Source organism: Nonomuraea sp. NPDC049637, from assembly GCF_040675235.1.
Lineage (GTDB): Bacteria > Actinomycetota > Actinomycetes > Streptosporangiales > Streptosporangiaceae > Nonomuraea.
Genome location: NZ_JBFAOM010000013.1, coordinates 85,766 through 110,218, shown reverse-complemented (window position 1 = coordinate 110,218; position 24,453 = coordinate 85,766). Strand labels below are relative to the sequence as shown.

At 73.2% G+C, this 24,453-nt stretch carries 24 protein-coding genes; 15 read left to right on the top strand and 9 right to left on the bottom strand.

Annotated features, from left to right (window positions below; genetic code table 11):
* The first annotated feature begins 13 nt into the window (after positions 1–13).
* Positions 14–874 carry an aminoglycoside phosphotransferase family protein gene (locus tag AB0J71_RS20065; RefSeq protein WP_364415374.1) on the top strand — a complete coding sequence of 287 codons (861 nt, stop codon included), beginning with the start codon at positions 14–16 and terminating at the stop codon, positions 872–874.
* A gap of 21 nt (positions 875–895) precedes the next feature.
* On the opposite strand, the gene AB0J71_RS20060 is transcribed toward AB0J71_RS20065, so the two are convergent.
* A complete protein-coding gene (locus tag AB0J71_RS20060) occupies positions 896–1,432 on the bottom strand; it encodes a helix-turn-helix domain-containing protein (RefSeq protein WP_352325777.1) in 537 nt (178 codons plus the stop codon).
* Between the two features lie 53 nt (positions 1,433–1,485).
* Here AB0J71_RS20060 and AB0J71_RS20055 point away from each other — a divergent pair, with 53 nt between their 5' ends.
* On the top strand, positions 1,486–2,379 hold the full coding sequence (locus AB0J71_RS20055; protein WP_364415372.1) for an alpha/beta hydrolase: 894 nt from the start codon (positions 1,486–1,488) through the stop codon (positions 2,377–2,379).
* A 16-nt stretch (positions 2,380–2,395) separates the two neighbouring features.
* Here AB0J71_RS20055 and AB0J71_RS20050 read toward each other — a convergent pair whose 3' ends face one another.
* Positions 2,396–2,995, bottom strand: coding sequence for a TetR/AcrR family transcriptional regulator (locus tag AB0J71_RS20050; RefSeq protein WP_364415513.1), 600 nt, complete (start codon positions 2,993–2,995; stop codon positions 2,396–2,398).
* 120 nt (positions 2,996–3,115) lie between these two features.
* Here AB0J71_RS20050 and AB0J71_RS20045 point away from each other — a divergent pair, with 120 nt between their 5' ends.
* From AB0J71_RS20045 to ligA, 3 genes are all read left to right on the top strand, one after another.
* On the top strand, positions 3,116–3,928 hold the full coding sequence (locus AB0J71_RS20045) for an SDR family NAD(P)-dependent oxidoreductase (protein WP_352325774.1): 813 nt from the start codon (positions 3,116–3,118) through the stop codon (positions 3,926–3,928).
* A 76-nt stretch (positions 3,929–4,004) separates the two neighbouring features.
* Positions 4,005–7,148 carry a BTAD domain-containing putative transcriptional regulator gene (locus tag AB0J71_RS20040; RefSeq protein ID WP_364415370.1) on the top strand — a complete coding sequence of 1,048 codons (3,144 nt, stop codon included), beginning with the start codon at positions 4,005–4,007 and terminating at the stop codon, positions 7,146–7,148.
* A 43-nt stretch (positions 7,149–7,191) separates the two neighbouring features.
* Positions 7,192–9,267: an NAD-dependent DNA ligase LigA gene (ligA, locus tag AB0J71_RS20035; RefSeq protein ID WP_352325771.1), complete on the top strand. Its 2,076-nt coding sequence runs from the start codon at positions 7,192–7,194 to the stop codon at positions 9,265–9,267.
* Positions 9,268–9,629: 362 nt separating this feature from the next.
* Here the strand turns inward: ligA and AB0J71_RS20030 are convergent, their stop codons facing one another.
* Positions 9,630–10,598, bottom strand: coding sequence for a ferritin-like protein (locus tag AB0J71_RS20030; RefSeq protein ID WP_364415368.1), 969 nt, complete (start codon positions 10,596–10,598; stop codon positions 9,630–9,632).
* 361 nt (positions 10,599–10,959) lie between these two features.
* On the opposite strand from AB0J71_RS20030, the gene AB0J71_RS20025 reads away from it, so the two are divergent.
* Positions 10,960–11,874: a hypothetical protein gene (locus tag AB0J71_RS20025; protein WP_364415366.1), complete on the top strand. Its 915-nt coding sequence runs from the start codon at positions 10,960–10,962 to the stop codon at positions 11,872–11,874.
* 10 nt (positions 11,875–11,884) lie between these two features.
* Here AB0J71_RS20025 and AB0J71_RS20020 read toward each other — a convergent pair whose 3' ends face one another.
* Positions 11,885–12,751 (bottom strand): LysR family transcriptional regulator, encoded by an 867-nt coding sequence (locus AB0J71_RS20020; RefSeq protein WP_352325768.1) that lies wholly within the window; start codon positions 12,749–12,751, stop codon positions 11,885–11,887.
* 241 nt (positions 12,752–12,992) lie between these two features.
* Between AB0J71_RS20020 and AB0J71_RS20015 the strand changes: the two genes are divergently transcribed.
* Entirely contained in the window at positions 12,993–13,322 is a 330-nt protein-coding gene (locus tag AB0J71_RS20015) for a CHAT domain-containing protein (RefSeq protein ID WP_364415364.1), read from the top strand.
* 18 nt (positions 13,323–13,340) lie between these two features.
* On the opposite strand, the gene AB0J71_RS20010 is transcribed toward AB0J71_RS20015, so the two are convergent.
* The 4 genes from AB0J71_RS20010 to AB0J71_RS19995 form a co-directional block, all read right to left on the bottom strand.
* The gene (locus tag AB0J71_RS20010) at positions 13,341–14,324 is read right to left on the bottom strand and encodes a hypothetical protein (protein WP_364415362.1); all 984 of its coding nucleotides are present in this window, start codon (positions 14,322–14,324) and stop codon (positions 13,341–13,343) included.
* Positions 14,321–15,163 carry a hypothetical protein gene (locus AB0J71_RS20005; protein ID WP_364415360.1) on the bottom strand — a complete coding sequence of 281 codons (843 nt, stop codon included), beginning with the start codon at positions 15,161–15,163 and terminating at the stop codon, positions 14,321–14,323. The genes AB0J71_RS20010 and AB0J71_RS20005 overlap by 4 nt, the downstream gene beginning before the upstream one ends.
* Positions 15,164–15,334: 171 nt before the next feature.
* Positions 15,335–16,231, bottom strand: coding sequence for a hypothetical protein (locus tag AB0J71_RS20000; protein ID WP_364415358.1), 897 nt, complete (start codon positions 16,229–16,231; stop codon positions 15,335–15,337).
* A 268-nt stretch (positions 16,232–16,499) separates the two neighbouring features.
* Positions 16,500–17,075 carry a TetR family transcriptional regulator gene (locus AB0J71_RS19995; protein ID WP_364390302.1) on the bottom strand — a complete coding sequence of 192 codons (576 nt, stop codon included), beginning with the start codon at positions 17,073–17,075 and terminating at the stop codon, positions 16,500–16,502.
* Positions 17,076–17,140: 65 nt separating this feature from the next.
* On the opposite strand from AB0J71_RS19995, the gene AB0J71_RS19990 reads away from it, so the two are divergent.
* A complete protein-coding gene (locus AB0J71_RS19990; protein ID WP_364415356.1) occupies positions 17,141–18,094 on the top strand; it encodes an SDR family NAD(P)-dependent oxidoreductase in 954 nt (317 codons plus the stop codon).
* 164 nt (positions 18,095–18,258) lie between these two features.
* Here AB0J71_RS19990 and AB0J71_RS19985 read toward each other — a convergent pair whose 3' ends face one another.
* Complete coding sequence (locus AB0J71_RS19985; protein ID WP_352330593.1) at positions 18,259–18,630, bottom strand: nuclear transport factor 2 family protein; 372 nt, start codon at positions 18,628–18,630, stop codon at positions 18,259–18,261.
* 70 nt (positions 18,631–18,700) lie between these two features.
* Between AB0J71_RS19985 and AB0J71_RS19980 the strand changes: the two genes are divergently transcribed.
* The 7 genes from AB0J71_RS19980 (at position 18,701) to AB0J71_RS19950 (ending at position 24,405) form a co-directional block, all read left to right on the top strand.
* Positions 18,701–20,101 (top strand): LysR substrate-binding domain-containing protein, encoded by a 1,401-nt coding sequence (locus AB0J71_RS19980; protein ID WP_364415353.1) that lies wholly within the window; start codon positions 18,701–18,703, stop codon positions 20,099–20,101.
* Positions 20,102–20,148: 47 nt separating this feature from the next.
* On the top strand, positions 20,149–20,787 hold the full coding sequence (locus AB0J71_RS19975; protein ID WP_352330596.1) for a TetR family transcriptional regulator: 639 nt from the start codon (positions 20,149–20,151) through the stop codon (positions 20,785–20,787).
* 12 nt (positions 20,788–20,799) lie between these two features.
* Positions 20,800–21,084, top strand: a complete 285-nt coding sequence (locus AB0J71_RS19970; protein ID WP_364415351.1) for a DUF6204 family protein — start codon at positions 20,800–20,802, stop codon at positions 21,082–21,084.
* Positions 21,085–21,111: 27 nt separating this feature from the next.
* The gene (locus AB0J71_RS19965; protein WP_364390307.1) at positions 21,112–21,672 is read left to right on the top strand and encodes an XRE family transcriptional regulator; all 561 of its coding nucleotides are present in this window, start codon (positions 21,112–21,114) and stop codon (positions 21,670–21,672) included.
* Positions 21,673–21,683: 11 nt separating this feature from the next.
* Complete coding sequence (locus AB0J71_RS19960) at positions 21,684–22,214, top strand: GNAT family N-acetyltransferase (RefSeq protein ID WP_364390309.1); 531 nt, start codon at positions 21,684–21,686, stop codon at positions 22,212–22,214.
* A gap of 78 nt (positions 22,215–22,292) precedes the next feature.
* On the top strand, positions 22,293–23,591 hold the full coding sequence (locus AB0J71_RS19955) for an alpha-amylase family protein (RefSeq protein WP_364415349.1): 1,299 nt from the start codon (positions 22,293–22,295) through the stop codon (positions 23,589–23,591).
* A 175-nt stretch (positions 23,592–23,766) separates the two neighbouring features.
* A complete protein-coding gene (locus tag AB0J71_RS19950; RefSeq protein WP_364415347.1) occupies positions 23,767–24,405 on the top strand; it encodes a DNA/RNA non-specific endonuclease in 639 nt (212 codons plus the stop codon).
* Positions 24,406–24,453: the final 48 nt, after the last annotated feature.

Below are 24,453 nucleotides of genomic sequence, written 5' to 3'. Positions count from 1 at the left end.
CGGTTCGCCCCTCATGCAGGTCCCGCAGATGGATCGTGCTCTGCTGAGCCGGCTGCTGCCGGGCGTCGCGGCGGAGGAGCTCACCGTTCGCCAAGGGCAGTTCCACCAGGTGGTGATCGGCCCGGATCGGGTCGTGTGCCTGCCGCGCACCGAGGCCGCGGCCGCCCGGCTGCCGCAGCGGGCCGCTGTCCTGCGCCTGCTCGCCGGGTTCGACCTCGGCTTCCGCACGCCCCGGCCGTTGCCGCAGGCCGGCGATCCCGGCACGGACGAGCCGCGGTTCCTGGTCCTCAGCCGCGTTCCCGGAGCCCCGCTGGAGGCCGGAGAACTCGAAGACCCGCAGGTGGCCGAGGCCGCGGCGGCGCAGTACGTCACGCTGCTGCGCGAGCTGGCCAGGATCGGGGCCGAGGACGACGTGCGGGCGGCGCTGCCGGCGCCACGGGATCGATGGCGGCGGTTCACCGCGGGCGTGCGCGCCGAGCTGTTCGGGCTCATGGCCGAGCGCGGGCGCCGGCGAGCCGAGCGGGAGCTCGCGGCGCTCGACGGCCTTCCCCACGTCACCGACGCCGTGGTGCACGGCGACCTCGGCGCGGAGAACGTCCTGTGGGAGCACGACGACGGGCTGCCGGTGCTCAGCGGGGTGATCGACTGGGACGAGGTGACGATCGGCGATCCCGCCGAGGACCTCGCGGCCGTCGAGGCCGGCTACGGCAGGCCCTTCCTGGATCGGGTGCTCGCGCTGGGAGGCCGGCCGGACGGCGCGATGGCCACCCGCATCGCCGTGATCCGCGCGTCCTTCGCCCTGCAGCAGGCTCTGTCCGCGCATCGGGACGGCGACGAGGAACAACTCGCGGACGGCCTGACCGGCTACCGCTGACCTCCTCCGGGAGAACGGGGCTCAGGCGGACGGCTCCTCGGCCGGGAACAGGATCGGGCTGATCAGGTGGCGGGTGCGCTCGGGCGTGGGCGGGTTGGCGATCCTGGGCAGGAGCGCGGCACGCAGGTCGGCGATCAGCGCGGCGCGTTCGTCGGGGCTCAGCCAGATGGCGTGCTGCCGGTAGCCGACCAGGTCGGCGGCCGGATCGGCCTGGTCGCGGTCGAGGTAGGCGCCGAACTCGGCCAGCAGCGCCGCCATGGCCACGGCGAACGCGCGGCGGTGGTCGTCGCGCGAGGCCGAGGCGGCGGTGTCGGCGTCGATGGCCGCCCGCGCCGGGCGTAGCCGGTAGCGGCGCTCGACGGCCCCGCGTACGCGCTGCTCGCCCTCCACGTCGAGCAGGCCGCCCTCGGCCAGCAGGCCGACGTGCCGGTAGACGGTGGCCTTGGAGACGTCGGGCAGCAGGTCGCACAGGTCGGAGGTGGTGAGCGTGCGGCCGCCCGCCATGGCGTGCACGATGCGCAGCCGTACGGGGTGCAGAAGCAGGTCCACCGTGTCCATGGACGTACGATCTCACACCTGCTACCTTTCTCAAACCTGAGAAAGGACGGATCATGACCGACCACGCCCTGGACGCACCTCCGCTGGGCCGCCTGCACGACGTCGCCGGCCGCCGGATCATGCTGCACCGCTCGGGCGCCGGCGGCCCGCCCGTGGTGTTCCTGCCCGGCGCCGGGGCCGTCGGCCTGGACTACCTCAACGTGCACGACCGCGCCGCCGAGCTGACGACCAGCGTGCTCTACGACCGCGCGGGCACCGGCTGGAGCGAGCCGGCCGAGCTGCCCCGCACCGCGGCCGAGGTGACCGACGAGCTGCGCGCGGCGCTGCGGGCGGCGGAGGTGCGCGGCCCGTACGTGCTGGCGGGGCACTCCCTGGGCGGCGCGTACGCCCGCCACTACGCCCGCCGCTTCCCCGGCGACGTCGCGGCGCTGCTGCTGCTCGACCCCTTCCACGAGGACATGGCCGCCCGCGCGCCCCGGCAGGCGCGCGAGACGCTCGACCGGATGCGCGAGCAGGCGCTCCCGGAGGCGACCCCGGAGCAGCTCGACGCCGCCCGCCCGGCCGTCGAGCGGCTGCTGGCCGCCTGGCCGGACGGCGTGCGCGAGGCGCTGGTCGACCACCACCTCACCGCCTGGCGCACCGGCTGGCTGGAGGGCCGCAACCTCTACGACGAGGTCTCCGCGGAGTTCAGGGCCGCGCCGCCGGCCCCCGACGTGCCGGTGATCGTGCTGTCGGCCATGGGGGCGGACGCCACCCAGTCCCAGCTGTGGCCGGAGGACGTGCTGCGGGAGATCAACGCCGGCAAGCTCGCCCTGCACGCCGAGCTGGCCGCCTCCTTCCCGCGCGGCGAGCACCGGGTGCTGGACGACGCCGGGCACGGCTGGCTGCACGAGGAGCGGCGCGACGCCGTGCTCCAGGCGCTGGCCGACCTGCTTCGGGCCCTGTGAGATCCAGGGCCCCGGCTCAGGGGCGCAGCGCCTTGAGCGCCAGGTCGACCAGCGCGTCGGCGTACTGCGGGGTGAGCGGGCCGGTGCGCAGCAGCCAGCGCTGGTAGAGAGGGGCGTAGAGCAGTTCGAGCGCGAGGTCGAGATCGGCGTCGGGGGCGAGCTGGCCGGCCTGCCGGGCGCTGCGCAGACGGGCTTTCTTGGCCTCGTCGACCGGGCCGGCCAGCTTCTCGCGGTATTGGGCGGCCAGCTCGGGGTCGGCGACGATCTCCAGGTTGAGCGCCCGTATCGGCGCCTCGAACGCGGGGTCGGCGAACTCCGCCACGGTGGCCCGCATGACGGTCTTCAGGTCGGCCTCGATGTCGCCCGTGTCGGGGAGCGTCACCCCCTGGTCGTGGCCGCCTTCGCTCAGCGCGAGGAAGGAGTCGAAGACCACGGCCCCTTTGGACCGCCACCACCGGTAGATCGTCTGCTTGCCGACGCCGGCCCGCGCGGCGATCGCCTCGACGGAGACCTTGGCGTAACCCACCTCGGACACCAGTTCCCTGGCGGCCTGGAGGATCGCCTGCCGGGAGCGTTCGCTGCGGCGCGCGGGATCGGGCTGCTTCACGCCGGCCATCATAGCGCATCAACGAGACGAGACGGTCCGTCTTGACAAGTGGCCCGGTCTTGCTGGCACACTGAGGGACCTGCGGCGAGACGGACCGTCTCGTCTTAGAGATGGAGGAGGCGAGAGCGCATGCGCGTATGGTTCGTCACGGGTGCGTCCCGGGGGCTGGGCCGGGCGTTCACCGAAGCGGCCCTGGACCGGGGCGACCGGGTCGTGGCCGCCGCCCGCGACGTCGGCCCGCTGGCCGAGCTGGAGGCCCGGCACCCGGGCTCGCTCGTCCGGCTGCCGCTCGACGTCTCCGACCGCGCCGCGGTGCTGGAGGGCGTGGACCAGGCGGCGGCCGCGTTCGGCCGGCTCGACGTCGTGGTCAACAACGCCGGCGGCATGCTGTTCGGCATGCTGGAGGAGGCCACGGAGGAGCAGATCAGGGCGCACTTCGACGTCAACCTGTTCGGCGCGATCTGGGTCACCCAGGCGGTGGCGCCGTACCTGCGGGCCCAGGGGTCGGGGCACATCCTCCAGGTCACCTCGATGGGCGCGGGCGGCGGCATGGCCTCGGTCGGCCTGTACGCGGCGGGCAAGTCGGCGCTCGACTCGATCACCCAGGCGCTGGCCATGGAGCTCGCGCCGTTCGGCGTCAAGGTCACCAACCTGCAGATGGGCGGCTACGACACCGGCCTGTTCACGCTGGGCACCACGGCCACCGAGCCCGACCCGGTCTACGACGGGCTGCGGGCCGAGCTGGCCGCCATGTGGGGCGAGGACGCCGGCCCTCCGCCGAGCAACGCCGCGCCCGTCGTCATGGAGCTCGTGGACCTGCCCGAGCCGCCGCGCCGGCTGATCGTCGGCAGCCGCTCGTACGACCTCGTCCAGCAGATGGACGAGGCCCGCACCGCGGAGTACCGCGCCTGGGAACACCTCAGCCGCAAGGCCGCCGGCTGACCTCGGGGGACGGGTTCCAGGGGGCGGACGGGCGGGGATGGGCCGGGCGTTGTCCTGGTTCCGGCACAATTGCGGTGTGCGAGTCGGATTGCTGGGGCCCTTCGAGGTCCGGAACGCCCAAGGGGCCGTGGTCGAGGTTCCCGGTGTCCGGCTGCGCGCGCTGCTGGCCGCCCTCGCCCTGGAGCCCGGCCGGATCGTCACGCGCGCGCGGCTGATCGACTGGATCTGGGGGGAGCGGCCGCCCGCCGACGAGGTCAACGCCCTGCAGGCGCTGGTGTCCAGGCTGCGCAGGGTGCTGCCCGACGGCGTGATCGAGGCCGAGGCCGGCGGCTACCGGCTGGCCGTGCCGCGCGAGGCCGTGGACGTGTGCCGCTTCGAACAGCTGATCGTCCAGGCCCGCGCCGCCGCGCCCGCCGCCCGCGCCGACCTGCTGCGCAGCGCCCTGGAGCTGTGGCGCGGCGCCCCCATGGCCGACATCGCGATGCAGGACAGCGACACCTTCGACGCCGTGGTCACCCGGCTCGACGACCTCCACGTCGCCGCGCTCGGCGACCGCATCGACGCCGACCTGCGGCTCGGCCGGGGCGCGGAGCTGGTCACCGAGCTGACCGGGCTGGTGGCGGCGTACCCGCTGCGCGAGGGATTCGTGGCGGCGCTGATGCGGGCGCTGGCCGAGGCGGGCCGCGGGAACGAGGCGCTGGCCCTCTACCAGCGCACCCGCGAGCGGCTGGCCGACGAGCTGGGCGCCGACCCGTCGGCCGAGCTGTCGGAGCTGCACACCGCGCTGCTGCGCGGCGAGGTGGGGGAGCGGACGGACAACCGCAGGACCAACCTGCGCGCCGAGCTGACGAGCTTCGTCGGCCGGCAGGACGACGTCTCCGCGGTCGCCGACCTGGCCACCAGGTACCGCCTGGTCACCCTGACGGGCGCGGGCGGCTCCGGCAAGACGCGGCTGGCCACCGAGACCGCCCGCACGATGCTCCCCGAGCTGCCCGACGGCGCCTGGCTGGTCGAGCTGGCCCCGGTCCGGGCCGGCGGCGAGCTGGCGCAGGCCGCCCTGACCACGATCGGCCTGCGCGACCAGGGCATGCTCGGCGGCGGACGCGGCGGCGACCCGATGGACCGGCTCATCACCGCCATCCGCGACCGCTCGATCCTGCTCATCCTGGACAACTGCGAGCACGTCATCGAGGCCGCCGCGGCGTTCGCGGACCGGCTCCTGGGCGAGTGCCGCGGCCTGCGCGTGCTGGCCACGAGCCGCGAGCCGCTCGGCATCACCGGCGAGGTGTTGTGGCAGGTCGAGCCGCTCACGCTGCCCGCCGAGGGCTCCTCGCCGGCCGAGAGCGCGTCCTCGCCCGCGGTGCGGCTGCTGCGCGACCGCGCGGACCTGGTGCGCAAGGACATCGGCTCCGACGCCCCCACCCTCGCGGCCATGGCGCGGATCTGCCGGGCGCTCGACGGCAACCCGCTGGCGATCGAGCTGGCCGCGGCCCGGCTGCGCACGATGTCGGTCGACCAGCTCGCCCGCCGTCTCGACGACCGGTTCCGCCTGCTGACCAGCGGCAGCCGTACGGCGCTCGCCCGGCACCGGACGCTGCGCGCGGTCGTCGACTGGAGCTGGGACCTGCTGAGCGAGGCCGAGCGCGGCGTGCTGCGCCGGTTGTCGGTGTTCTCCGGCGGGGCGAGCCTGGAGGCGGCCGAACGCGTGTGCGGCGACGAGGCGTCCGCCGGTGAGCTGGTCTTCGACGTGCTGACCGCGCTGACCGAGAAGTCGCTGCTGCTGGCCGACGACGAGGGCGCCCCGCGCTACCGCATGCTCAACACCATCAGGGAGTACGCGGCCCAGCGGCTGGCCGAGGCCGGGGAGTCCGAGGCGGCGCGGCGGGCGCACCTGGCCCACTTCACCGAGCTGGCCGAGACCGCCGACCCGCACCTGCGGCGGGCCGAGCAGCTGGAGTGGCTGGCCGTGCTCGACGCCGAGCACGACAACATCATCACGGCCCTGCGCGGGGCGATCGCCGAGGGGTGGGCGTACGAGGCGATGCGGCTGGCCGGGGCGGCCGGCTACTACTGGTTCCTCAGCGGCCACCGGGCCGAGGGCGCCGAGCTGAGCATCGCCGCGTCCGGGCTGGAGGGCGAGGTGCCCGACGAGGTGCGGGCGATGGCGTACCTCATGGTGACCATGTTCGTGACGTCCGGCGTGGGCGGCGACCAGTTCCAGGCCCGCGAATGGATCCAGGAGGCGCACCGGCTGGCCCGCAGCAGCGGGTCCCGCAAGCCGCTGCTCGGGTTCGCCGCGCTGCTGGAGCGCACGCTGCAGGGTCCGGCGGCGTTCCTGCCCGCGTTCGAGCCGCTGATCGCCGACGCCGATCCCTGGGTGCGGGCGCAGGGCAGGCTGGCCGGCGGCCGGTTCCGGCTCACGCTCGGCGGCGACGAGACCGACGTCGACCTCGACGCCGAGACCGCGCTCGCCGAGTTCCGCGCGCTGGGCGACCGCATGGGCATCTCCCTGGCGCTGACCTTCCTGGCCGATCGGCTCGCCATGCGCGGCGAGTTCGCCCGTGCCTGCGAGTACTACGAAGAGGGCGCCGTGGCGCAGACCGAGGTGGGCGCGACCGAGGACGTCGTGGGCGTGTGGGCCCGGCTGGCTCAGCTGCACTGGCTGCTCGGCGACGAGCGGGCCAGCGCCGCGGCCATGGCCGAGGCCCAGCGGCACGCCGACGGGATCGTCTGGCCGGACTCCCTCGCCGAGCTGGCGCTGGGGCAGGCGAAGCTGGCGCGCTGGCGCGGCGAGGCGGACCAGGCGCGCGAGCACCTGGCCACCGTTCAGGCGGTGCTGTCCAACGATGAGATGGTCGGCTCGGTCCGCTCCACGATCATGGACCTGTACGGCTACCTCGCCGACGACGTCGAGCAGGCCCGGGCGTACCGGCGCAGGGCGTTCGACGCGGCCGTGGAGAACATGTTCCCGCCGACCATCGCCGAGGCGCTGGTCGGGATCGCCGACGTCGCGCTGCGCGAGGGCCAGGACGAGCAGGCCGTCCGGCTGATCGCGGCCAGCGAGGCGGTGCGCGGCACGCCGGACCGCTCGCTGCCGGACGCCGCCCGCATCGCCGATCAGGCGCGCGAGCGCCTCGGCGAGACCGCGTTCGCCGCGGCGGACCTCGACGGCCGCCGCCGCGATTTCCGGGAGCTGGCCGAGCTCACCCTCGCCCGCTGAACCACGGTTCGGAATTGTCGGTTGCGGACGGCATTGTTATGGCATGACCGAGACGCCCCCTTTCACCGTCCTCGCTGATGACACGGCCTACGCCGAGGCCGTGCAGCTCGCCGTGGACTCCTCCGCCGCCTACTACGCCGACGGCACCTCCACCCTCGACGACGACGCCTACGACCGGCTGGTGCGCGGCATCCAGGCGTACGAGGAGGCCCATCCCGAGCAGGTGCTGCCGACCTCGCCGACGGGCAAGGTCGCGGGCGGCGCGATCGTGGGGGACGTGCCGCACACCGTGCCGATGCTCAGCCTGGACAACGTCTTCGGCGCCGAGCAGCTCGCCGACTGGGCCGCCTCGGTCGAGCGCAGGCTGGGCCGTCCGGTCACCGCGTGGAGCGTCGAGCCCAAGCTCGACGGCCTGGCCATCTCGGCCCGCTACCGCGGCGGCCGGCTGGCCCAGCTCGTCACCCGGGGCGACGGCACCGCGGGCGAGGACGTCTCGCACGCCATCGGCACCATCGTCGGCCTGCCCGAGCGGCTGGCCGAACCGGTCACGGTGGAGCTGCGCGGCGAGGTCATGATGACGACGTCGCAGTTCGAGGAGGCGTGCGCCAAGCGTTCGGCGCACGACGGCACCACGTTCGCCAACCCGCGCAGCGCCGCCGCCGGCACGCTGCGCGCCCAGGACCGGCCGTACGTGTGCGAGCTGACGTTCTTCGGCTACGGCGCGCTGCCCGCGCCCGGCGACGACTCCGAGCTGGCGGTTCGGCTGCGCGAGCTGCCGCACAGCCAGGTCATGGAGTGGGTGGCCGGGCAGGGCGTGCAGACCACGGCCGCCACCGCGGTCGCCGGGATCGTCACCGACACGCTGGAGCGGGTGCAGGAGCGCGTCGGCGAGATCGCCGCGGCCCGCGCCGGGCTGCCGTTCGGCATCGACGGCATCGTGATCAAGTGCGACCTGGCCGCCGACCAGGCCGAGGCCGGGTTCAGCTCGCGCGCGCCGCGCTGGGCGACCGCCTACAAGCTGCCCGCCACCGAGAAGATCACCAAGCTGGTCGGGGTGGAGTGGAACACCGGCCGCACCGGGATCATCGCCCCGCGCGCCGTGCTGGAGCCGGTCGAGCTCGACGGCAGCGTCGTCACCTACGCCACCCTGCACAACGTCGCCGACATCACCCGGCGCGGCCTGATGCTCGGCGACAGCGTGGTGGTCTACAAGGCGGGCGACGTGATCCCGCGCGTGGAGTCGCCGGTGGTGCACCTGCGCACCGGCGAGGAGCAGCCGATCCCGATCCCGCAGGTCTGCCCGTCCTGCGGCGACGCCATCGACAGCTCGCAGGAACGGTGGCGGTGCGTGCGCGGGCGGGCCTGCCGGGCGATCGCCTCCATCGTCTACGCCGCCGGACGCGACCAGCTCGACATCGAGGGCCTGGCCGAGAACCGCATCAAGCAGCTGCTGGACGCCGGTCTGATCGCCGACTTCGCCGACCTGTTCTTCCTGACCCGCGAGCAGCTGCTCAGCCTGGAGCGCATGGGCGAGACCAGCACCGACAACCTGCTGGCCGCCTTCGAACAGGCCAAGGGCCGGCCGCTCAGCCGGGTGTTCGCGGCGCTCGGCGTCCGCGGCACCGGCCGGTCGATGAGCCGCCGCATCGCCCGCCACTTCGGCTCGATGGAGGCCATCCGGGCCGCCGACGCCGAGGCGATCCAGGCGGTCGAGGGCATCGGCCCGGAGAAGGCGCCGGTCGTGGTGGCCGAGCTGATCGAGGTCGGGCCGCTGATCGACAAGCTGGTCCGGGCGGGCGTGAACATGGCCGAGCCGGGCTGGACGCCCCCCGCCGAGCCCGGCTCCCCGGAGACCGGCGACGCGTCCGGGCTGCCGCTGGCCGGGATGTCGGTCGTGGTGACCGGCGCGATGAGCGGCACGCTGGAGGCGTTGAGCCGCAACGAGATGAACGAGCTGATCGAGCGGGCCGGCGGGAAGGCGTCCTCCAGCGTCTCGGCCAAGACGTCGCTGCTGGTGGCCGGAGAGAAGGCCGGTTCCAAGCGGGCCAAGGCCGAGAGCCTGGGGGTGCGGATCGTGCCGCCGGAGGAGTTCGCCGAGCTCGTCGGCTCTTTTCTGTAGCTTCGGGGGCCGTTCTGTGGGGGCGAGCGGCTGGCAATACGGCGTCAACACAGCCCCCATCGGCAGCTTCTCCGCCTGACACGAACAAGCAGCAGCCCTCGCACCCCGGCAATGCGAGGGCTGCAGCATGCCCCTGAGCCGGAGTAATGCGGCTGCATTCGGATCACGATGGCGATCAGCCGGGCCACCGCGGCTCGCGAAGGCGCTGCCGGGGGCCCGTCGAGTCATGGCTGAGCGCGAGGCCGGGACCGAACCCGGAAATGCTGCGTCATCGGAGGTGGCTGCCAAGGGCTGGCGTATTCGGCATGCCGGACACATCTCTCTCGCAGTGGTGCGTTTGTGTGCCGCCTCTGGGCGAGCGTTTATTGCGACGGGTCCAGCCAGGTGAAGTCCGGGCGGATGCCCCGTCCGATGAGGTCCTGGCCCGTTGAGCTCAGATCGAACATCGCCGACAGGTCCGGTTCGGTGCCCGGCGTCGTCCAGCAGGCTTCCAGGCTGGTCAGCAGGCCGCTCAGAACGCGCCGGAACTCCAGCGACAGCTCCGGCTCCGCCGTCGAGGGCAGGAAGTCCTGCACGTCCGGCAGGGTGATCGGCGCGCCACTGAAGCTCCACACCCCGTCGACCTTGACCAGCCGCTTCTGGACGAACAGCTCCTTGAACAGGTAGTAGTGCGCATGGTTCGTCCCCGCGCTGGTGGGGACGTCGGGCGAGCCGGGAACGCCTTCCCCTTCGCGCTTGATCCGGTCGATCGTCGCGATCGCGTCGTCGACGGTCTGGATCGGCGGCGCGAGGGGGACCTCCACCGCGAGGGCGTCCTGGTCGATCGCCGGCTCGGTCTCCCGGAACGTCGCGATGATCGTGTCGTAGAAGGCGCCGATCGTCGGCGGGGGCGCTGTGTCCAGGAGGGCGACCGGAGGAAAGTCCGGATGCTCGATCTGCATGAACACCGCAAGCTGGTCCTTGTTCAGTGGCTTGAGATCGACCGGTAGCTCCTGGGCGATGCCGCCGGGCAGCTCGTTCGCCGGGTAGACGTGCAGGAAGTCCGCGTGCGCGATCGACGGCGTGCCGCCCACCGCGGTCAGCAGGTTTCCCGCCAGTGCGAAATGGTGCATCTCCTGGACCACCACTCGGTGGACCACGGTCCGGGTGTGGTCCGGATCATTCGTGACCGACCACTCGGCGCACAGATACGGCGGGATCGTGGCGAACTCCAGCCGCATCGCGAGTTCCAGAGCGCCTTTGAGGTCGTCCGGCGAGAGAATGCGCGCCTCGACGTACTCCCTGAGCGTTTTCATGGGGAAATCCCCGTCGTCATCGGCCTCATCGCACAACGCCACTCTCGGTTCACCGGGACCGCGCACTTTCGCCGATCCCGGCGCCGCGTCCGCATTTTCTCAGACAGCCGGCATTTTTCCCGGGTTCATTCCGGCTCATGCGTCAGCATTGTTTTGCCGAAAACTCGAACAGGGGTGGCGGAAGCGTTCTGCCGGCGAGCACCGGCGCACCCACGTCGAACGGCTCGACGACCGGGCTGACCGCGACCTGGTCTCGGTCACCCGGAAGGGAGCCATATCGAGAACTGTCCTGGTGATCCCAAAAAAGTCTTGGACGAGCGGTTACTGAAATCGTTTTCTGGAGGGGCTGGAGCCGCACCTCCCCTCGTCACCCCGCTCCGGCACCAGGAGGAGAACCATGAGGTCGTTACGCACCCTGGCCGCCGTCGCCGTGACGCTGGCCCTGACGACGAGCCCGGCGGCGGCTCAGTCGCCACCGTCCGGTCGGGACAAGCCGGTCGCCATCGTCTCCGATCAGGCAGGCGAGACCTTCACCGAGTCCGTCAGCACGGCGGATGCCGTCGGAGTCCGGACCATCACCTGGACCTCGAACACCGGCGTGAAGCTCAGGCTTCAGGGAGTGCTGCCCGGCAGCACCGTCCGGGTCGTCCACACGGCGCCCCAGGTCCCCGGTGTGGACCCTTCCGCACAGCTCGCCGGCGGCCGAGCGGTCGGGCTGTCCATCACCGGACCGAACCTCAGCAAGTCCGACCTGCTGAAGTACGCCGGGTCCCTCCCGGATCCGGCGACCAGCGGGGGCGTCGCCGCCCTGAGCACCCCGGTGGACCGGAACCCGGACTGGTACCTGGTCGCCGACGTCACGTTCGGCAACGCCCACGTCTACGCCTCGTACGGCTACTGGCTGGTCAACAGCGACGGAGCCGGGAACTGGGGGGTCCTCGGCCAGATCTGGCACAGCGCCCGCGACCAGGCGAAGGGTACGGAGATCAAGCAGACCTGGCAGTGGACCTATGTCCCGCCCGGCAACTGGATCGTCGACCAGGACCCCAAGTGGACGCAGTTCTTCGAGCCCTGCCGGCAGCAGCCCATCTCCGTCAGCATCTTCGGGTTCTCGGTCGGCGGCAGCATCTACAACTGCCGGGGCCAGGTCGACCCCTGGGCCTGGGCCAACAACACCGACACCGGCGTCGGGGTGAGCTGGAAGGGCAAGAGCGGCTACACGACCATCGGCGGCGCGACCGACTTCGCCATCTACAGCCCCTCGACCGCGGCCTGGAGTGTCGCGGGCTGGATCTCTCTGATCGATGACTGACCGTCAGCCGTCAGGCGGACTCTGAGTTCTCGGGCCAGGCGAGGCTCGCGGCGATGTAGCCGGTCACCAGGGGCGAGTGATCGGTGCTTCGCCTGGCCAGGACGAGGTGGGTCGAGGGATGATCGGCCAGCGGGACGTAGCGCACGCCCGGGACGGGATTCGTCCGCGTCGTCCGCTCGGGAACGAAGATCGCGGCCTGCTGCCACAGGACCGCGTGCAGCGCCTCGCCGAGTGATCGCACCACCGGACCGTCGCCCGGAATCTGCCAGAACTTCACCCAGGTGGGGTCCGCCTCGCTGGGCAGCCGGACGGTCCGGTGGCCGTACAGCTCGGCGCGGTCGAGTGAGGGCCGGTCGGCCAGCGGGTCGTCCATGGGCAGCGCCACGTACACAGGCTCGGCCCGGACCGCGTGAACCGCCAGCCCGGTCTCGTCGAACGGCGTGAACGTGATCGCCACATCGACCTCGCCGCGACCCAGCCCGATCGTGGGATCGGCCACGTTGCCCTGGCGAAGCTGGACCCGCGAGGCCGGATACCGCTGGGTGAAGCTCCGGGCCGCCTCGGCCGACAAGGCCGACTCGGCCGGGCCCAGCACGCCGATCCGCAGTACCGGCTCACCGTTCGCCTGCCGTACTCGCTCGACCGCGCCCGCGGCGGCGGCGAGCAGTCCCCGGGCCTCCCTGAGCAGCACCTCGCCGGCCATGGTGAGGATCATCCCGCGCGTGGTGCGGACGAACAGCGCGCATCCCAGCTCCGCCTCAAGTTCGCGAATGCGCTGACTCAGCGGCGGCTGGGAGATGAGCAGGCGGCGGGCGGCACGGCCCACGTTTCCCTCTTCCGCGACGACCACAAAATACTGCAATCGGCGTAAGTCCACACGCGCGACGGTATATCGAAACCTTCCCTATGGATCTACCGAAGGGGCTTGAACTTGATGAGGCCCGTTCGTCCCGGTCACGGTTCGACGGCGGCGACGGCTGGTGGCGGCGCTTTCCGGAGTGAGGTGCACACCTGCGTGAGGGGCGGTCAGCCGAACCGCAGGACGTATCGCCCGCGAACGCCGCGCCGTTCGAGCGAGCGATGCGCGTCGGCGGCCCGGGAGGCCGGCCGACCTGACCGTGCTCGACCTGACCACCATCGGCGTGGACGGCGGCGACCTGGCCTTCCTGTCGGCCTGTGAGACCGCGCAGGGCGACGCCGCGCTCACCGACGAGGCCATCCACCTGGCCGCGGCGTTCCAGCTCGCGGGCTACCGCAACGTGATCGGCACCCTGTGGTCGATGTACGACGCCTCGGCCGCCGAGGTGGCCGCGGACGTGTACGCCGTCCTCGCCGCGGGCGACGCCGAGCCCGCGGTGGCGCTGCACCGGGCCGTCACCCGGCTGCGCGGCACCGCCCGCTTCGGCAGCCCGATGTTCTGGGCGCCGTACGTGCACCTCGGCGTGTGACCCGCGAGCCGCGGCCGGTCAGCGAGGGCAGTCGGAGGGCACCCTGAACAAGCCGAACTCCAGGCGCAGCGAGTCGTCGGCGGGCAGGGCGATCGCCCGCGCCGACGGGTCGGACATGTAGCAGGCGGGCAGGAGGAAGTACCGCTGGTTGGAGTTGATCAGCAGGCGCAGGCCGGTGTAGCGGAAGCGGTACATCGCGGCGGGGTCGGGCAGGGCGGTCTCGGTGATGCCCGGCCCCTCCAGGTTCAGGCGCCGGGCGGCGTAGACCACCGTGCTCGGCAGCCTGCGCATGCCGGCCAGCGTCCGGTTGGCCTCCCGCTCTCCACGGGACTGCGCGAAGAGGGTGATCGCCCACAGCAGCAGGAACAGCAGGAGCGCCATGCAGAGCGTGCGCCGGACGAGCTGATCGGTGGCGGCGGGCGCGTGGCGCGGGTCGAGCCGTCGCCGCAGGGAGGAGCAGTAGACCAGCAGGAAGACGCCGAGGCCCAGGCAGAGGGGCATGGCGTAGGCCGGCAGCGGCCGCCATCCGGCCACCCCCGCGTAGGGCGGCAGCGACCTCCATTCGCCCAGGCTGGCGTAGGGCGGCATCAGTCTCCATCCGGCCAGGCTCCCGATGCCCAGCGCGGCGCCGGCCGCCCCGAGGACGGCCATGACCCTGACCGCCCACTTGGCGAAGGCGGGATGCCGCTCGGCGGACCGGGTCAGCCACGCGTGCGCCGGGGGCGCGACCAGGGCCGCCACCAGTACGAGGATCAGCGGCTCTGCCGCCAGCGTGACGCTGCGCAGCGCGTAGTCCTGCAGGGACAGGCCCAGCATGCTCTGGTCCACGCCGAGGCGGGCGTACATGGTGTTGGTGCGGACCGCCCCGAAGTACACCATGATGGCGGCGATGAAGGTGGTCGGCGTCACGACGTGGGCGAGGATCCGCCACAGGCGGGACACGTCCTGGCCGGTGCCGGCGTCGTCGTCCGGCGGTGCGGCGGCGGGTGGCGGGGCGGTCACGACGGGGCCGGCGCCGGGCCGGTGTCCTCCGGCGGCGGCTCGGGATTGCCGCCGGGCGGCCCGGTCTCGCCGCCGGTGTCCGGAGGCTCGCCGGGCGGCTCGGTGCCGGGGGCTTCGGAGGGCGGCTCGCCCGGCGAAGGCCCGGCGGGCTCCGACGGCCCGGACGTGGACTCGGACGAGGTGCCGGACGAGGGCTGGGAGGAAGGCTGCGAGGATCCGGGCGAGGCGGTGAGCGTCGCGCACTCCGGAAGGGTCTGCGTGCCGGACACCACCGCGCACGCGTTCCTGAGGTACTTGTCCGGGACCTGGCCACCCTCCCGCTCGATGCGGGCGATGATCTGCCGGACCCTGTCACTGTCGCCCAGCGCGGCGGCACTCTCCAGTTCCGCCTGGTCGACCATGGCGAACAACTGCGTGCGCATCTGCTGGGGAACGGACTCGCGGAGACTGTTCGCGGTGTGGGCCTGCTTGATCGACTCGTCCCATTTCCCGCTGTTCGCCTTGATCACCGCGCCGCAGGCGTTGGCCACCGCCTTCTCGCTGTCGGAGCTGCCGGGGTCGGCGGCCACCTGGTCGATCTTCTGCGCCGCCGGTCCGGCGAAGTCCCGGTTGTTGAGGACCTGCTGGCAGTCCACTCCCACCTGCGCGGTGGGGTCGGGCAGGTCGCCGGCGTCGTCGGGGACGATCGGGGCGTCCGGCGTGATGACGGGCCGGGCCTGCTGGGGCGCGCCGGGCCCGGCCTCGCCCGCCCCGGAGCCGTCCTGACCGCCGTCACCGCCGCCACAACCGCCGGTCAGCGCCACGGCGATGAGCAGCGTCACCACCGCCCGCCAGGACATTCCCACCGTTCCCCCGAATGCTCCACGACTCATCGGAAACAGGTCATACCGCTTGCAGTGGGACGCCACTCTCGGACGACCCGAAGCTGGGGAATCCTTTGTCCTGCGCGGGCAGGGCGGAAGGCAGGGCGGAAGGCGGCCGGGCCGGTGGGGCCGGCCCGGCCGGGTGCGTCAGGAGGGCGGCACCGCGCCGTTCTTGGAGACGGGCACGGCGAGCTGCGCGGCGCCGGTGAGCCTCAGCTCCTCGGCGGGCAGGTTCGCCAGCACCGGGTTCAGGTGCTTCAGCGTCAGCGACACGATGGGGGTCGCCGGGCTGACGACGTCGAACTTCTCCAGGTCGACCCAGCGGACCAGGGCGAACACGTCCGCCGGGATCTGGTCGCCGCTCTTCTGCACCGGGACGCAGAGCTGGCGGGCGGCGGCCACCTGCACGGTCCTGGGCGGGATCTGGTTGACCAGGACGGGGTTGAGCTGGGTGAGGTTCAACGCCTTGTTCATCGACGGGTTCGGCGTGTGCGCGTAGCACAGCAGGTCGATGTGCGAGATGACGTTCAGCACGTCCGGCGGCGGGACGACGCCGTTCTTGCTGACCGGCACGCACAGCTGCTGGGGCGAGCTCAGCGTGACGCTGAGGCCGGGCAGGCCCTGCAGGACGGGGTTGAGGTGGCGCAGCGACAGGGGCAGGTTGATCTGCGGGCCGCTCACCCGGTAGCAGGACAGGTCGACGAACCTGACGAAGTCGAGCGCGGGAGACGGCGGGATGACGTTGTTCTTGGCCACCGGCACGCAGAGCTGCTCACGCGGGCCGAGCGTGACCTGCACGGGCGGCTGGTTGGCCAGCACCGGGTTGATGTGCTTCAGCGTCAGCGCGACGGCCGGCGGCTGGTACGTCGTGGTCTTGAAGCAGTCGAGGTCGAGGTTCGACACGAACTCCTTGGCCGTCGGCAGCGCCAGGGCCCCGGCGGGGGTCGCGACGAGGAAGGCGGCGGCGAACACGGCCAGACCGGCGGCTAAGAGACGTCTTACCGCGGTCGTGGCGTGACGATGGGGGGCAGGTCTTCCGTTCATCCATCCTCCTGGGCGGTGATGTGCCTTGACTGTGCGCCCGCGCGACCTGCCCGACAAGGTGGCTGGCCGCTGTTTGACAGGCCCCTGTCAGCAGGCCCCCGCGGTGGAGCGGCGCCTCAGGACAGGGTGACGGTCCCGACCAGCGCGCGGTGGTCGGAGCACAGGCAGCACGGCGTCGAGCTGGGCGGCGCGGTAGGCGTCCACGGTGGATGATCAGTGACGTACAGCGGACCGGAGGCGGGTCCGCCGCGTCAACGCCCCGACGCCGTCAGGCGCGCTCGGCCCAGCCGGACTCCAGGAGGTCGAAGACGGCGTCGAGGGCGGCGCGCGGGTCGGGCTCGGCGCCGGCCAGCTCGGGGATCTCCAGCACGTAGCGGGCCAGCGCGCGCACGGTCATGTCGGCGGGGCCGCGCCCGGTCTCGGCCGCGATCGCCTCGGCCAGCGGGCCCTCGGCGGCGATCCAGAGCCGGCGCGAGTACTCGCGCAGGGCGGGCGTGCCCACGATCAGGTCGCGTTTGCGCCGCTGCTCGGGCGGCAGGTCGCCGGCGAACGGCCCCCGCTCGGCCAGGCAGCGCCGCAGGGCCGCCAGCACGCTCTGCCCGGCGGGCCGCTCGCGGACGGCGGCGGCCAGCCAGACGTGCCGGTCGTCGCCGTCGTCGAAGATCAGCGCGTCCTTGCCGTCGGGCACGTGCGCGAACAGCGTGGCGATGGAGACGTCGGCCTCGTCGGCGACCCGGGCGACGGTGACGCCGTCGTAGCCGTGCTCGGCGAACAGCCGCACCGCGGCCTCGGCCAGGGCCTTGCGGGTCTGCGCCTTCTTGCGTTCGCGGCGTCCTGTCGTCATGCTCTCATCGTAGCAAAAACTAGAATGATTCTGAATTCATAACCACTACAGAAATGAGCGCGCCCGTGTCCTCCTCCTCCGCGCCCTGGGACGTCCGGCGCCTGCCGTCCGCGCAGGGCAGGCACTTCCTGGTCACCGGCGGCAACGCCGGCATCGGCTACTTCGTGGCCGAGCAGCTCGCCGGCACCGGCGCCACCGTGATCCTCGGCAGCCGCGACCCCGCCAGGGCGGAGACCGCCGCGTTCTCCATCCGCGGCCGGGTCCCGGGCGCGCGGGTCCGGCAGGTGCCGCTCGACCTGGCCGACCTCGCCTCGGTCGAGGCCGTCGTCGCGGCGTTGCGGCTGCCGAGCCTGGACGCCGTCGTGTGCAACGCCGGCGTGCTGCTCGACCACCCGCCGCGGCGCGAGACGAAGGACGGCCACGAGCTGATGTTCGCCACCAACCATCTCGGCCACTTCGCGCTGGTCGCGCACCTGGCGCCGCTGCTGGCCGCCGCCCCCGCCGCCCGCGTCGTGACCACCGGCAGCCTGACCGCCAGGTCCGAGACCCTGGACCTGGACGACCTGCAGAGCCGCGGCGACGTCCGGCCCAAACGGGTGTACGCGCGCTCGAAGCTGGCGCAGATGCTCTTCGGCTTCGAGCTGGACCGCCGCCTGCGCGCCGCGGGCGCCACCACGGCGAGCGTGGTCACCCACCCCGGCGGCGCGCTCGACTCCCTGACGCCCTCGCGGCCGGTCCGGCCACGCACCGCCGGCGAGCGGCTGCGCGGCCTGCCCGCCGGGCTGCTGCTGCAGGGCAAGGAGGCCGCGGCGTGGCCGGCGGTGCGGGCCGTGCTGGATCCGTCCGTACGCGGCGGGGAGCTGTGGGGGCCCAGGGTGCTGGGGATGCGCGGCCTGCCGGCCCGCGAGCCGGTGCGCGGGCACCTGGCCGACCCCGAGCTCGCCGCCCGGCTGTGGGCCGCGAGCGCCGAGCTGACCGGGCTCGATCCCTTCGCGCCCGGCCGCACGCCTTCCGGGTGACCGGCGGGCCGTGGTGCTACGCTTCGACGATCGTGCCCGGGTGAGGGCTCAGCTCCGGGCGGCGGCGTCGGCCGGATGCGCGAGGCGTTCGCCGAGCTGGGCGGGCGCCTGTCGGTGCGCGGCGTGCCCGGCGAGGGCACGACCGTCAGCGGCACCGTCCCGGTCTAGGCGCGCTCGCCGGGCTGGACGAACTCGGGCTGGTCGAGGACGCGCAGCCAGCTCCCGTCGGGCTGACGCCGCACGACCTGGGCGCGGGCGCCCGAGCCGTCCTTGGGCGGGGTCGAGGTGAGGGCGAGGTCGCCGCTGACCAGCGTCGGCAGCGGCTGCTCCGGCTCGAAGTGCGGGCGGCCGGCCAGCACCTTCTCCCACAGCTCCTGGATGGCGGCCCGTCCGACGGTGCGGCTGCCGGGCGGGTAGGCCAGCACGGCGTCCTCCTCGTAGAGCGCGGCGACGCCGGCCGCGTCGCCGGCGTTGGAGCGCTCGACGAACAGGCGGGTGATGTCCTCGGGCTGCATGGCCTTCTCGTATGTGGTCATGGTGCCAGCCTGCCGACTGCCGCATCAGAAGTCCAACAGATGGTTCTTATGTCCTCTACAATCTGAGGTTATGGAACTGAGGCAGCTGGAGTACTTCGTCGCGGTGGCCGAGGAGCGCAGTTTCACCCGTGCGGCCGAGCGGGTGCACATCAGCCAGTCGGGGGTCAGCGCCCAGATCCGGCAGCTCGAACGCGAGCTCGGCGCCGAGCTGTTCGACCGGTCGGCCCGGGTGGCCACGCTCACCGTCGCGGGCAAGGCGGCGCTCGAGCACGCCCGCGCCGCGCTGGCCGCCGCCGGCGCGGTGGGCCAGGCGGTCGGCGAGGTGACCGACCTCATCCGCGGCACGCTGACGGTCGGCATGGTGCTCGGCTGCACGATCACGCCCCTGTTCGACGCGCTGGCCGCCTTCCGCCGGGCCCATCCGGGCGTGGAGCTGTCCCTGCTGGAGGACAACTCCGACAAGCTGGTCGAGGGCGTCCGTGGCGGGGCGCTCGACCTGGCGCTCATCGGCGCCGCGAACGGCGTCCCCGAGGGCCTGGAGTCGTTGACGATCGTCAGCGAGCGGCTGGTGGCGGCCGTCCCGCCGGAGCACCCGCTGGCCGGGCGCAGGCGGATCGCCCTGCGCGACCTGGGCGAGCATGCGATCGTGTGCATGCCGCGCGGCACGGGGCTGCGGGCGGTGTTCGACGAGGCGTGCGCGGCCCAGGGGCTGCGGCCGCCGATCGCGCTGCAGGCCGGCGCCGCCGACGCCATCGCCGGCCTGGCCGTGCGCGGCCTCGGGGTGGCGATTCTCAGCGAGTCGATGGCCGCGCTCCACCGCGACCGGCTCACCGCGCTGCTCATCGACGACGTGCGCACGCCCGCCCTGCTCGCCCTGGTCTGGCGGGAGGGCGGCGGCCCGGCGGTGCGGGCGCTGCTGCCGCACGCCCGCCGCGCGTTCTCCGGCGGCCCCGACGGCGCTCCCGGCGATCGTCAGGATGTCCTTGACACGGCGCCTCGTCAAGGGAAGGCTGACAGCATGATGACACACAGACAGAGCATCCGGGAGACGGCGCCCGTCGAGCAGCTGGCGACGAGGTGTTCGTTCTGCGGCAAGCCGCACGAGGAGGCCAGGAAGGTCGTCGCCGGGCCCGGCGTCTACATCTGCGACGTCTGCATCGACCTGAGCCAGCAGATCGTCCAGGCCGAGCTCCGCAGGGAGGGCGAGCCCGCGCCGGCCGGCGACGGCGGGTCGCGCGTCCACTGGGGCCCCGCCCCTGACGACAAGTACGTGTCCGGCATGTCCGACGAGGACGTGCTGGCCTCCCTGCCCCGCCAGGCGCTCACCCTGGAGCAGGCCGAACGCGACCTGCGCGCCTGGGTGGGCATCCTGCGCGACCGCAACGTGACGTGGGCCAGGATTGGCGAGGCTCTCGGCATCACCCGCCAGGCGGCGTGGGACCGGTTCGCCGTCCACGTCGAATTGCGGTGACGGCCCCAAAACTGCAATCCACTTCATTTTTGCAGTAAAGTCCTGCCATGACCGAAGGGCTTCGCGAGCGCAAGAAGCGCAAGACCCGCCGGCACCTCTCCGACGTGGCGATCGGGCTGTTCGTCGAGCGCGGCTTCGACCAGGTCACGATCGCCGAGATCGCCGCGGCGGCGGAGGTGTCGGTGAACACGCTCTACAACTACTTCACCGCCAAGGAAGATCTCGTGCTGCCGCCCGAGGAGGCCTCGCCGCAGCGGCTCGCCGACATCGTGCGCGAGCGCGCGCCGGGCGTGTCGGCGGCGCGGGCGGTGCTGGCCCGCCTGCGCGAGGAGGTGCGCGGCCGGGAGCGCAGCCTGGGGCTGACGGCCGGGTTCGGCCAGGTACTGGAGATGATGCTGGCCGCTCCCACGCTGCGCGCGCGCCTGGAGGAGCTGGCCGGGCAGATGACCGACGCGCTCGCCGACGTGCTGGCCGAGGAGACGGGGGCCGAGCCGGGCGATCCGCTGCCGCGGGCCGTCGCCTGGCAGATCGGCGGCCTGCACTCGCTGGTGTACGCCGAGGTCGGCAGGCGGGTGGCCGCCGGGCAGGGGCCCGACGCCATCGCCGCGGCCGTGCTGGAGCTGCTGGACGTGACCGAGGGCCTGCTCGGCGAGCCCTTGCTGACCTATGCCGTACGGGAGGGCTGAGCGTTGTTCCGGGTGACCATCCGCGGGAAGTTCGACGGGATCGACGAGGAGGGGCGGGCCGCGGTGCTGGCGGCGCACGACATCGCGTTCACCGAGGCGGGCACGTTCACCCACGACGGCACCGTGTCGGCGTTCACCTTCCGCTGCCAGGTGCCCGCCGGGCCGGACGACGGTGAGCCCGAGGCCACCGGGCGGGCGGTCGCGGCGCTGGAGGCCTACGGGGTGCCGTACCAGGCGCTGCAGATCGCGGTGACGGACATGCGGGACATCAGGATCCGCCGCAAGGGTCGCCACTGATCCCACATCTGGGATATCGTCTCGAATATGGGACAGGATTTGGACGAGCGGCTGGCCGGGCGGCTCGCCGAGCTGCGGGTCGAGCGCGATTGGTCGCTCGACGAGCTGGCGCGGCGCGCCGGCATCAGCCGTTCGACGCTGTCCCGGCTGGAGCGCGGCGAGATCAGCCCCACCGCCGCCCTGCTCAACAAGCTCTGCGCGGTCTACGGACGCACGATGTCGCGCCTGCTGGCCGAGGTGGAGCCGGAGCCTGCACAGGTGGTGCGGGCGGCGGCCCAGGCGGTGTGGCGGGACGAGAGCTCGGGCTTCGAGCGACGCTCGGTCTCGCCGCCGCATCCGGGGCTGCGCGGCGAGGTCGTCGAGGGGCGGCTGCGGCCGGGCGCCGACATCGCCTACGACGAGCCGCCGGTTCCGGGGCTCGAGCAGCACGTCTGGGTGCTGGAGGGCGTCGTGGAGATCACCGCCGACGGCCGCGTCCACCGGCTGGAGGCGGGCGACTGCCTGCGCTTCCGCCTGTGGGGGCGGTCGCGGTTCCGCTGCCCGGGGCCCTCGCCGGTCCGTTACGCCCTGCTCGTCGTCCTGCCGTGAGGAGCCCTTTCGTGCACACCGTCACCCGCATGTCCCCGCAGGAGTTCGCCGGCAGCGTCGAGGAGCTGGGCGTGCTGCTGGCCGACGCCGTCGACGGCGGCGCCTCGGTCGGCTTCCTCAAGCCGTTCGGCCCGGAGGAGGCCGCGGCCTGGTGGCGGGGACAGGCGGCGGCGGTGGCCGAGGGCGGCATGGCGGTGTGGGCCTGCCGCGACGCCGGCGGCTTCCTGGCCGGCACGGTCAGCCTGGTGCTGGCCCGCAAGCCCAACTCGCGGCACCGGGCCGAGCTGGTCAAGCTGCTGGTCCACCGCCAGGCGCGCGGGCGCGGCCTGTCCCGCCTGCTGCTGGCCGCCGCCGAGGAGGGCGCCGTCGCGGCCGGGGCCGGCCTGCTGGTGCTCGACACCGAGACCGGCAGCGCCGCCGAGCACGTCTACCGCACCGGCGGCTGGACCCGCTACGGCGTCGTGCCTGGCTACGCCGGGGCCCCCGACGGCACCCTGCTCGACTGCAGCTTCTTCTACAAGCGCCTCACGGCCGGCGCGTGAGCCGGTCGGGGCCCCGGCGGGCGGCTCTCGGCGGGGGCCCGCCTAGAATGAGCTTCGGATCTTCATCGGGGGGTTGACGTGCCGTCCTGGGCAGAGCAGGCGATCTTCTGGCACGTCTACCCGCTGGGCTTCCTGGGCGCCGAGCGGGCCGCCGTGCCGCGGGTCACCCACCGGCTCGCGGGCCTGACGCCGTGGCTCGACCACGCCGCCGCGCTGGGCGCCGACGGGCTGCAGCTCGGCCCGATCTTCGCCGCCGAGACCCACGGCTACGACACCCTCGACCACTTCCGCATCGATCCGCGCCTGGGCGACGACGGCGACTTCGACGCGCTGGTGTCGGCCGCGCACGAGCGCGGGCTGCGGGTGCTCCTCGACGGCGTCTTCAACCACGTGGGCCAGGGCTTCCCGCGCTTCCAGCAGGCCCTGCGCGAGGGGCCGGGCTCGGCGGCCGCGCGCTGGTTCCGGCTGCGCTGGCCCGCCGGCGGCGGCGCTCCGGCGCACGACGACTTCGAGGGGCACCAGTCGCTGGTCGCGCTCGACCACGCCGAGCCGGCCGTCGCCGAGCACGTCGCGGCGGTGATGGCCCACTGGCTCGACCGCGGCGCCGACGGCTGGCGGCTGGACGCCGCCTACGCCGTGCCGCCGCAGTTCTGGGCGCGGGTGCTGCCCGAGGTGCGCCGCGGGCGGCCGGAGGCGTACGTGGTGGGGGAGGTCATCCACGGCGACTACGCCGCGTTCGTGGCCGAGACCGGCGTGGACGCGGTCACCCAGTACGAGCTGTGGAAGGCGATCTGGAGCTCGCTCAACGACCGCAACGCCTTCGAGCTGGCCTGGGCGCTCAAGCGCCACACCGCCTTCGCCGAGTCCTTCGTGCCGATGACGTTCGTCGGCAACCACGACGTCACCCGCCTGGCCAGCCGCCTGGCCGACGAGCGCCACCTGCCGCACGCCCTGGCCGTGCTGATGACGGTCGCCGGCACGCCCTCGCTGTACGCCGGCGACGAGTACGCCCTGCGCGGCGTCAAGGAGGAGCGCGAGGGCGGCGACGACGCCGTGCGCCCGGCCTTCCCCGGCTCCCCGCTGGAGATGCCGCCGGCCGGTCTGCCGGTGCTCGGCCTGCACCGGCGGCTCGTGGCGCTGCGCCGCCGGCACCGGTGGCTGGCCCGCGCGCACACCACCGACCTGGTCCTGTCCAACCAGCTCTACGCCTACGAGAGCCGCTCCGGCGGCCACGCGCTGGCCGTCGCGCTGAGCACCTCCGACGAGCCGTCGCAGGTCAGCCTGCCCTTCTCCGGGAGCCTGGCCGCCGGCGACGGCGTCCTGGACGGCTCGTCGCTGACCCTGCCCCCGCACGGCTGGGCCGTCGTCGAGCCCTGAACAGGGCGACCTACCTGTAATCACTACGAACAGTAGCGTTGTGGCAACGTTCCGCTACAACTTCCTCGGGGCATCACTATCGCGACAAAGCCGACGCGCTCGCCGACAGGGCGAGGCAGCCTGCCGAAGCGGGCCCGTCGTGCGTCCCCCGCGAGAGGAATGCCTTCTCATGCCCATGACCCGGCTCCCCCCTGTCCTGTGCGCCGCCGCGCTGGCGGCCGCCACCCTCACCGTCCCCGCGCAGGCGGCCGGCCCCACCACGGACGCCGCCGCCTGCATCCGGCACCTGGCCAGGAACCACACCTACAAGGACGGCTCCCGCACCTACACCACCGACGGCGCCGGACGGCCCGCGCGGGCCCTGGCCCCGCAACTGGCCAGCAAGGCGGCCGCGCGCAGCGGGTGCGAGGCCACCGTCGGCAACTGGGGCGGCAGCGGCGACTGGCAGGGCGGCCATCTCATCGCCTCCTCCTTCTCCGGCGCCAGCCTGCGCTACAACCTGGTCCCCATGCGCGGCCGGCAGATCAACCAGGGCCTGATGCTGCGCGTCGAGAACGGCGCCCGCGCCTGCCTGGAGGCCAAGGGCGGCGCGGTGGCCGACTACCGCGTCGAGGTGCACTATCCCGACGGCACGACGGTGATCCCCGACCGCATCCACGTCTCCATGTCGGCGACGATCTCCGGGGTGTCCCGGCGGGTCACGGTGACCTTCCCGAACGCCACCCTGTCGGCCCGTGAGCTGGACTCCTGGCACACGAAGATCACCAACGCGTTCCGGACGGCGCACTGCATGAGCGCCTCTGACAAGGCGTAGCCACCGGTGTTGTGGGAACCCTGCATGCGGGATCGACCCGTTCTGGTG